Consider the following 9,248-nt stretch of genomic DNA (forward strand, 5'->3'; position numbering starts at 1 on the left):
TATCACCGTCCAACAAAGGTCGGCGCGGTAACAGCCCCGTACTCGGTGCTCGTCTTCGATAAGCGCGTAAAAAAGCCCGCTGCGCCGCCACCCAAGACAAACACGCCATAGTTGGGAATCCAGCCCTCGGCGTCGGGCTGCGCTTCAAAAAAACGCTGCGCGACAAAATGTTCTGGAAGGGCCAACTCGACCGTCCGCTCCCAAACCTCCGGTGTGACGAACGGGCCGCAAACGGTTTCCTCCCCTTCGCACCCGTAGTCGCTTTTGAGCACCCACTGTTCCCGCTCATCAAGCAGCCGATCCGGCTCGATTTGCGTCATGCGATACGTTTCAGGGATAAAACGCCGAATCAACGCCTGTGCTTCTGGTGAAAAGCGCGACATTTCCTCCCAAAAAAACGCAAACGAGAGCTTGTTTTGCGTGACGACCGCGCCGAACGGATTGACCACCGTGACTTCGCCCTGCAAGTCGGCATCCAGCAGCGCCAGTAATGGCTCAGTCAGCGGCTCATCGTCGGGATAGCCCTCGGCGTCCGCCCAGACCGGAAGGCGTTCGCCCCACCAATCGGTCTTGTAGTGCCGCAGAATCAAATCCACCGGTTGACCCAGCAGCGCTACACCCGTCGGCGTCCGGCGCAAGTTGTAGGGCGAGCCAGTCACGACGCGGATATGCTCGGCTTCAAGCCAGCGCGAAAAAGCCGCAATCATGCACAGGTCTTCCGTCAGTTCGGTCGGATATACGATGCCAACGCTTTCAAGCGGCGCGTCCGTTCGTTTGGCATGGCTTTCACGCAGCATGGCTGTAAAACGCGCTGGGAAGTCGGCGTTGGGATCCACGACGCCGGGATGCGCGTCCAGTCGAAGTCGGTTGAGCCATACCGCCTCCGGCTGGCCCGATGGCGTATCGCTGTTGAGTTCACAGCACCGGATGCTTCCATCCGTGCAGACAAACACATCCGCCCGCGCCATCCCGTGCCACAGCCCGCCTGATGCGCGCCACATCAGTTGCTGAAATGGCGTCAGACCGTAAAACATCGTGATGAAATCCGGCGCTTCCAGCAGGATTTCAACCAGTTCTTGGTGCAGGTATGTCACCGCTTCCGCCGCTTCCGCCAGCCGAACGGCCAGTTCCGGCGACAGAATGACGCCGTCCAACCGGAAACGCGGTTCGCCCCATAGCCACGGATCAGAAAGGACGCCGGTGGCGTATACGGCGCGTGCAAATTCGGCGTAGTCATCCATGCGGGTATCGTCCATGACGCAAAAATCAGGCTTGCGTCACGGATGATACCCTACCGCGCAAAGCGACGCGCAACATCGTCAATGATGTCCGGCGTGACTTCTCGAATCCGACGCTGCACCGCTTCCCGTTCAGCCTCAATTCGCAGCTTTTTGCTTGCCGAAATGCGCACAAAAAACGGCACTTTCTTCAAAACAAGGTTCATGCGCTCAACAGCATCAGGTCGCCAAGTAATCTCGGCTTCCGGGATGGCCAGCGTGGTTTCTTCAGCCTGCTTGCGCTCAAGCCCTTCCACCGGCAGGTGGCGGAACAAAATCTCAAACAGAAAGTTGCTGATTTCCTGCGCTAGATACACAACGCCGGCGTAGCCCATGAACGGCGTTCCTGTTGCGCGCCGGACGACCGGTCCTGGAAAAGACGCCGGGATGTAGCTTGTCAGCAACTCCAACTCGCTGATGTAGATTTTCTCATTGATTGAGCCGAACATCAGCATCGGCGGATCGTCAATGAGCGTCTGCCGAACGTCAATCGCGCTGTAGGCCAGCGGCCCTGACTTCGCCTGCCGCGAAGCCACCACTGTCGGCCGCATGCCGAACTCGTCCTGCAAAACACGCCGCAAACCGTGGGCGTACGTCTCACCGGCGACGACGCCAAAGCTCGATGTACCGAAGAAATCCTGATGCGGACTACGCCACAGGTCCCAGAACGCCCGGAGCGTGGTTTGCTTTTCACGGGCGATGAACGCTTCCGCTTCGGACGTGCGCCCCAGCATCCGTCCCAGTTCACGCAGGAATTCCGTCGTGTCCTGAATCCCGAACGGCGCATAGAGGTACGGCTTGTTCATGCGGGCGGCGAGACTGGCGCCGAACTCCTGATACATTACGATGCAGGCGTCACAGTCGTCCATCGTCGCCAAATCCTTGACGCGCGACCGAAATGGCATGACGCAGCCGACTTCCGCGCCGACGCCGCGCACCAGACGTTCAATTTCAGCCAGATCCGAGTAACTGTTGAAGCAGCCGTAGGTCGGGCCGATGATGGTCACGCGCGGCTTGGTGCGTGCGGCCGACGCCGCCCGGAGCGCCGCCGCGTCATAACCGGACGCCGCTAGCAGCCAGTCGCGGTTTTCATACAAGTACAACAACGCCGCGTCGCGTCCCTGCCATTCATCGTCTTGAAGCGCTCGGCTGTCAAACTGGGCGACGCCGTCACTGACGCTAAGGCCCGATTCAAAACCATCAGTGCTGATGAGTTCGCTTTCCTGCGTCGTTAGGACAATCGTGGCGCGGCGGCGCTCGTTGAGCGTCGAGCGTCCTTCCAGCGTCGTCCGCAAGATTGGGTTCGTGCCGTCAAGCGTGACTTCGCGTTCGGTGAAGTCGGTCGAGATGACATTCGGCAGGTTGGGGATGGTGTCGGTGTAGTTGAGAATTGAGGTGATCGGCAGCGTGTAGCATCCCACCGGGCCGTTGATGACCACCTGCAAGTCGGGCAGACACCCAAACGTAAACAGCGCTCCCCAGAACGCATTGCTGGTATCCACGTCGCGTTTGACGTTGAGCATGAGGCCGGCGCGAAGGGCGCTCTGGGCAAGGGTTTCAACTTCCTGTGACAGCGGCATAGGTGAGACGCTCCCAATCAAGCGGGAATTGAAGACTTTCGGCGCAAGGCGCACGCCGTAACGGTGCGAGCAGGGCTGGGGAACGTCGCCCGTGAAATGGTTCAGGGTGGACGCCGGAGCATCCACCCTAAAACCAACTTACCATGTGAGCGCGATTTTCAAACACTCCGGGTCGCGGAGTGCAACGGCGTAGGCCCGTTGCGGATCGCGCGCCGGCAACTGGTGCGTGATCAGCTGGCGGAGCGTCGCGTCGTGGTCGGCGAGGAACCGACAGGTGAACGCCACATCGTCGGCGTCCCACTCGCCAGCAATGTCGAGCGTGATTTCCTTGATGAAGGCCGGCCCGAACGCAAAGCGGATGTCCTCGTAAAACCCTAGCGAGCGAAGCCGGCCGTGCTTTTTGAGCGCGCGTACGGCGGTGTCGAAGCAGGCGACGTTGCCGGTCGCTTCCACGACGACATCATAGGCGTCGGAAGGAATGTCGCTGTCCTGATTGACGACAATGAAGTGATTAGCCTCGCCCAGCCCAACGCGGAAGGGGATGATGTCGGCGATGGTGACTTCCGCGCCGGCCTCGACCAGCATTCGAGCGGCCAACTGCCCAACGATACCTTGTCCAAGCACCAGCACCGACGGCTGATGCCCGTCCCGGACAAGATCGCGGACGCCGTGCCGCGCCGTCGCTCCCAGCGCCAGCAGCAACGCCGTCTCATCCGAAACGCCAGCGGGGATTTTGATCGGGCGCGTAACATCGTTGACGGATTCGGAAACTTGCCCACCGAAAACGGAAAAATAGCCTTCGTAGCGTACCGTGCCGGGCAGGAACACGCGGTCGCCGACCTGAAACTGCGCCGGATCAACTTCCGCGCCGACCTCGACGACTTCACCAACGTTTTCATAGCCCGGAATCAGCGGATAGCGCAGTTGCGGCATGCCGGGCAGCCGCCCTTCGAGCGTCAGGCGCTCAGTTCCAGCGCTAATGGACGTGAGCTTGGTGACGACGCGCACCGAAGTCGGCGTCATCGGCGGCAGCGGGATGGTTTGAACACCGATTTCATGCGGCGCGTAAATGACAATGGCTTCCATGCGTAACCTGTGGAGATGAAGGGCAAGGCGCACGCCGCGCCTTCACCGGAGCACAATGTTGACGAGCCGTTTGGGGACGACGATGACCTTGACGATGGTTTTGCCTTCGGTCAGCGCCTTAATTTTGCCGTCCGTCAGCGCCGCCGTTTCCAGATCGGCGTCCGAGGCGTCCGGCGACACCAGCACCTTGCTTTTGAGCTTGCCGTTGACCTGCACCGGAATCTCCAACTGCGGTTCGCGGGCGAGTTCGGGATCAAAGGCCGGCCACGCGGCTTCAGTCAGGGGGACGGTGTGACCCAGTTCCCGCCACAGTTCCGAGGCGATATGCGGCGCAAGGGGGGCCAGCATCAGCGTTAGTGCTTCTAAGCCTTCACGCATCGTTTGGGCGTCGGCGTCAGTGGTCGTCTCACCCACCGCCGTGTCAAAGTCGTACAGCGCGTTGGTCAACTCCATACACGTCGCCACGGCGACATTGAGCCGCAGACCGTTTTCAAAGGCGTCTGTCGCCCGCGCAATTGCTTGATGCGTCGCCCGCCGCGCCGCCTCCGCCGCCGGTGAAACCGCCTCCGGGACGCCCGTCACAGCGCGGCATCGGTCGCGCCAGCGGTAGGCTAAGCGCCAGACGCGCGCCAGATACCGCATCGCGCCCTCGGCGGCCGGGTAGTCCTCGTTGCCGTGTTCGTCCGTGACCCGCTTCCAATCTACTTCCCGCTCCGGCGGAGCCGCAAACAGGATGGACAGCCGCGTGGCGTCCGCGCCGTAGCGACGAATCATCTCGTCCGGGTCCACGATGTTGCCCCGCGACTTTGACATCTTCGCGCCGTTGAGGATGACCATGCCCTGCGTGAGCAGCCGCTTGACCGGCTCGCCGAAGTCAATCAGCCCGATGTCGCGCATCATCATCGTCCAAGCGCGGGTGTAAATCAGATGCATGACAGCGTGTTCATCGCCGCCGATGTAAAAATCCACCGGAATCCATCGTTTAACCGTTTCCGTGTCGAACGGCCGCCGGTCGTTGTGCGGGTCGCAGTAGCGGAAGTAGTACCAGTTGGAATCCACAAAGGTGTCCATCGTATCGGTGTCGCGGCGGGCGGGAGCGCCGCAGTTCGGGCATGTGACCTTTGTGAAGGTCGGGTGTGTCGCCAGCGGAGCGCCGGCGGAAAAATCCAAGTCCGGCGGCAGCAGAACCGGCAGATTTTCCTCCCGTTCGGGGGAAATCGTCCCGCAGGCGTCACAGTGGATCATCGGAATCGGCGTTCCCCAGGCGCGTTGGCGCGAAATACCCCAGTCGCGCAGGCGATAGACGACCGTCCGCTTGCCGAAGCCCTGCGCTTCGGCGTAGTCGGCCATGGCGGCGCGCGCCGCGTCGGACGCCATCCCGGCAAAGGGGCCGCAGTCGGGACCGAGGCAACCTTCGTCAAGAAACGGGACGGAGGAAATCTCAAGCGTCGCGTTGGGGTCGGCGGGGATGGCGTCCCAGACGACGCGGCGGATGGGCAGCCGATACTTGCGCGAAAACTCAAAGTCGCGCTCGTCGTGCGCGGGGACGCTCATCAGCGCGCCTGTACCGTACTGCGCCAGCACGAAGTTGGCCGTCCAGACCGGCAGCCGTTCGCCGTTGAACGGATTGACGGCGCAGAGGCCTGTGTCTACGCCTTCTTTTTCGCGCGACTCGGTACGTTCACGGAGCGACTGAGCCGTGATGCGCTCGACAAACGCCGCGACTTCGGCGCGGACGGGGCTACGCTCCAGCAGCGTCGCCATCAGCGGATGCTCCGGGGCGACGATGACCGCGTTGGCGCCGTAGATGGTGTCAAGGCGCGTGGTGAAAATTCGAATGTTGACGGTTGGCGCGTCGGCGAGGGCGAAATCCACTGCCACGCCTTCGCTGCGGCCGATCCAGTCCCGCTGGCGTTTGAGGACATGGCCGGGCCAGCCGTCGCGCAGGACGCCCTCGATGCCGGCCAGCAGTTCCTCGGCGTAGTCGGTTTGCCGGACAAACCACTGTTCCAGTTCGCGTTGTTCGACCGGCGTATCTTCGTGCCGCCAGCAGTAGCCGCCTTCGGCCTGCTCGTTGGCCAGACTCGTGTTGCACTTCGGACACCAGTTGACGACCGACCGCTTGCGGTACACCAGCCCCTTTTTGAAAAGCTGAATGAACATCCACTGATTCCAGCGGTAGTACTCCGGTCGGCAGGTGGTGATTTCACGGCTCCAGTCGTAGCTGAACCCCAGTCGTTGCAGTTGGGCGCGCATGACGGCGATGTTGTGGAACGTCCAGTCGTCCGGGCGCGCGCCCTGCTTGATGGCGGCGTTTTCGGCCGGCAGACCGAAGGCGTCCCAGCCCATCGGGTGCAGTACGTCGTAGCCGCGTAGCCGCTTGTACCACGCCACGGCGTCGCCGATGCTGTAGTTGCGGACGTGTCCCAAGTGGATGCGTCCCGACGGGTAGGGGAGCATTTCCAGCATGTAGTAGCGCGGGCGCGTCCCGTCGTCGCGGACGGCGAAGGTTTGTTCGTCGCGCCAGATTCGCTGCCAATGTTCTTCAATGACGTGGGGTTGGTATTTCTCGTGCATAGAGGTGAAAGCGAACGCAGGGGTGCATCCGTCCGATGACCCTGCGCAGGAAGGTGGTCAGTTGTGTTGGCGGAAGGATGACCAAAAGCGGCGGGTCGGTAAAGCGCGCGGTGCGCCGACCCTTCCAGAAGATTGTTCTGCTCCATGACTTTGTCGCTGGGTTTAGGGACGTGGCGGTTTGGGGTAATGTCACCGGGACAAGACATGTCCCAAACCCAGAGAATTTTCCGAGACGGCGACGGTCAGGCGGCGGACGGCACACGGCGGCAGCCTTGGCGTCGCGTCACGCAGCGCAAGAGATGAAGAGCAGAAATTAGGCAGAGGGAAAGCTATGGCAGTGAGATGGGAGAGTCTGCGCAGCGGCGTGTTTTTGGCGGCGGTGGCGGCGGCGCTGGTGTGGGCGACGGCGTGGCCGGTGGCGACGGAGGCGGTTGGGCAAAAGAAGCGCCGGACGCGGAGCGGGCAGCGGGTGCGGCAGGTGCTGCCGCCGTCGGAGGAAGCGAGCGTGCCAGCGAGTGAGCGGCGGGTGGCGCTGGTGATTGGGAACGGGGCGTATCGGGGGGCGCGGCCGTTGGCGAATCCGGGGAATGACGCGCGGGCGATGGCTGGGGTGCTGCGGGAGCTGGGGTTTGAGGTGCTGGGTACCGGCGGTGGCGGGTACGTGGATTTGGACGCAGGCGGATTATGGTGGAGGCGGTGAAGCGGTTTCGGCAGCGGTTGCGTGAGAGCGGGGGCGTGGGTTTGTTTTACTTTGCAGGGCATGGGGTGGAAGTCGGCGGCGTGAACTATTTGATTCCGGTGGAGGCGGACCCGCGCGAGGAACTGGATGTAAAGTATCAGGGGGTGGATGTAGGGGATGTGCTGGAGGCGATGAAGGAGAGTCGGTTGGGGATAGTGATTTTGGATGCGTGTCGGGACAATCCGTTTCGGGGTGCATGGGCAGGGAAGCGGACGAGCGGGGGTTGGGGATTGGGGCGGACGGAAGCGCCGAGCGGGATGCTGATTGCGTACGCAACAGGGCCTGGGAAGACGGCGCGGGATGGGTATCAGGGCGAGCGAAACGGGTTGTACACGGAGGTGTTGCTGGAGGTGATGCGGCGGCCGGGGTTGAAAGTGGAGGAGGTGTTCAAGGCGGTGCGGGTGGAGGTGGAGCGGCGGAGTGGTGGGGAGCAAGTGCCGTGGGAGCCGTCGTCGTTGAAGGGGGATTTTTATTTTCGGCCGGTGGCTGGGGATGTGCAGGGGACGGATGCGAAGACGCCGGTAAGTGGTGGGAAGCCGGCGATAGAGCTGAAGGTGGAGCGGGAGGTGCCGCGCGGGGTGGTGGCAGTGCGCGTTTGGGAGATAGGGATGGCTGTGGAGGTGGATGGGAAGGCGCTGGGGGTGGCGGAAGCGAAGGGGGAGGTGTTTCGAGTGAAGGAGCTGGCGGCTGGGCGGGTGGTGACGGTGGTTGGGCGGAAAGCTGGGATGGCGGTGGCGGAGAAGCGGGTGGAAGTGGAGGCTGGGAAAGAGGTGGAGTTGGGCTTGCCTAGTGTTGGCGAGGGCGTGTGCCGGCGTCTGGGGGCGTGGGGGTGAGTCCGGGGGCGCAGCCACCGGCGGGCGCGCGCGCTGGGCGGGTGTGGGCGAGTCCGGCCGGGATCCGGTTGGTGTGGATACCGCCGGGCGAGTTTGAGATGGGGTCGAACAACGGGGAGGGAGATGAGAAGCCGGTGCATCGGGTGCGGATTACACGGGGGTATTGGCTTGGGGAGACGGAGGTGACGCAGCGGCAGTGGGAGGGGGTGATGGGCGGGAATCCGAGTTGGTTCAAGGATTGCCCGGAGTGTTCTGTGGAGCAGGTGAGTTGGGAGGATTGCCGGCGGTTTGTGAGCGAGCTGAACGCGCGGTATCCGGTGGGCGGAGGGCTGGTGTGGCGGTTGCCGTACGAGGCGGAGTGGGAGTATGCGTGTCGGGCTGGGACGCGGGGTGATGACTTTAGTGGGGATGGGGAGGCGTTGTTGGGGGCGCTGGGGTGGTACGACAAGAACAGCGGTGGGCGGACGAACCCTGTGAAACGGCTGCGGGCGAACGGGTGGGGGTTGTACGACATGCACGGGAACGTGTGAGAGTGGTGCAAGGATTGGTACAAGGGGGACTACTACCGGATTAGCCCTGTGGCTGATCCGCGGAGTCCGGGGAGCGTGGAGAAGCGGGTCGTGCGCGGCGGGGCGTGGTACTACTACGCCTACTACTGCCGCGCCGCCCTCCGCTGGCCCGGCCCGCCGACGGACCGGGTCAACAACCTCGGTTTGCGCGTGGCGGTCGGCGCGCCGTAAGCCCCCGTGTCATTACCCTTGAGTCTTTTCCCTTGAGCCGGGCGCTTTAGCGCGCGGCGAAATTTTTGCCCATTGTTTGCTGTGGGTTTTCGGGGTTTGCCGTGGAGGCCACGCGATGAATGGCGTGGCGACGTTCAGGCGGGGCGGTGCGCCGCCGATGACGCGGCGCGTCAAGCGGTTGGACTGTCCCACGGGGGCGGGTGAAATGGCGCCGGGCAGTGGTCGAGTGATTTCCACGAGGATGGAGCAAGACTGGATTGGCGGGTGGCGTCAAGCGTTCGGCGTCCAGCCGCCGCACGCCAGATGGCGGGCTGACTTGCTACATTGTCTCGCAAGCGCGCTTATATTTTCTCGAAAACTGCGTTAGTCAGCGCGGTTGAGGTCGCGGAGTTTGGCTTTGAGGTGTTCGAGTTCCT

At 62.7% G+C, this 9,248-nt stretch carries 6 protein-coding genes and 1 pseudogene; 3 read left to right on the plus strand and 4 right to left on the minus strand.

The annotated features are described in order from the left end of the window. Positions 1 to 2: 2 nt before the first annotated feature. From NZ585_06410 to leuS, 4 genes are all read right to left on the minus strand, one after another. Positions 3 to 1,256, minus strand: coding sequence for a hypothetical protein (locus tag NZ585_06410; GenBank protein MCS7079666.1), 1,254 nt, complete (start codon positions 1,254 to 1,256; stop codon positions 3 to 5). 35 nt (positions 1,257 to 1,291) lie between these two features. Next, positions 1,292 to 2,857, minus strand: coding sequence for a chlorophyllide reductase subunit Z (locus NZ585_06415; protein ID MCS7079667.1), 1,566 nt, complete (start codon positions 2,855 to 2,857; stop codon positions 1,292 to 1,294). A gap of 138 nt (positions 2,858 to 2,995) precedes the next feature. Further along, on the minus strand, positions 2,996 to 3,943 hold the full coding sequence (locus NZ585_06420; GenBank protein MCS7079668.1) for an alcohol dehydrogenase catalytic domain-containing protein: 948 nt from the start codon (positions 3,941 to 3,943) through the stop codon (positions 2,996 to 2,998). A 42-nt stretch (positions 3,944 to 3,985) separates the two neighbouring features. Continuing rightward, entirely contained in the window at positions 3,986 to 6,520 is a 2,535-nt protein-coding gene (leuS, locus tag NZ585_06425) for a leucine--tRNA ligase (protein ID MCS7079669.1), read from the minus strand. A gap of 331 nt (positions 6,521 to 6,851) precedes the next feature. Here leuS and NZ585_06430 point away from each other — a divergent pair, with 331 nt between their 5' ends. The 3 genes and pseudogenes from NZ585_06430 (at position 6,852) to NZ585_06440 (ending at position 8,832) form a co-directional block, all read left to right on the plus strand. Then, positions 6,852 to 7,220, plus strand: coding sequence for a caspase family protein (locus NZ585_06430; protein MCS7079670.1), 369 nt, complete (start codon positions 6,852 to 6,854; stop codon positions 7,218 to 7,220). Beyond that, positions 7,205 to 8,092, plus strand: a complete 888-nt coding sequence (locus NZ585_06435; protein MCS7079671.1) for a caspase family protein — start codon at positions 7,205 to 7,207, stop codon at positions 8,090 to 8,092. The genes NZ585_06430 and NZ585_06435 overlap by 16 nt, the downstream gene beginning before the upstream one ends. Before the next feature lie 71 nt (positions 8,093 to 8,163). Then, a pseudogene (locus NZ585_06440) lies at positions 8,164 to 8,832 on the plus strand (formylglycine-generating enzyme family protein). Positions 8,833 to 9,248: the final 416 nt, after the last annotated feature.

Origin of the sequence: Chloracidobacterium sp. (assembly GCA_025057975.1) — a bacterium.
Lineage (GTDB): Bacteria > Acidobacteriota > Blastocatellia > Chloracidobacteriales > Chloracidobacteriaceae > Chloracidobacterium.

Excerpts from the sequence above, each read along its gene's own strand:
- NZ585_06410 (MCS7079666.1), bottom strand. The coding sequence starts at position 1,256 with ATGGACGATACCCGCATGGATGACTACGCCGAATTTGCACGCGCCGTA.
- NZ585_06415 (MCS7079667.1), bottom strand. The coding sequence starts at position 2,857 with ATGCCGCTGTCACAGGAAGTTGAAACCCTTGCCCAGAGCGCCCTTCGC.
- NZ585_06420 (MCS7079668.1), bottom strand. The coding sequence starts at position 3,943 with ATGGAAGCCATTGTCATTTACGCGCCGCATGAAATCGGTGTTCAAACC.
- leuS (MCS7079669.1), bottom strand. The coding sequence starts at position 6,520 with ATGCACGAGAAATACCAACCCCACGTCATTGAAGAACATTGGCAGCGA.
- NZ585_06430 (MCS7079670.1), top strand. The coding sequence starts at position 6,852 with ATGGCAGTGAGATGGGAGAGTCTGCGCAGCGGCGTGTTTTTGGCGGCG.
- NZ585_06435 (MCS7079671.1), top strand. The coding sequence starts at position 7,205 with ATGGTGGAGGCGGTGAAGCGGTTTCGGCAGCGGTTGCGTGAGAGCGGG.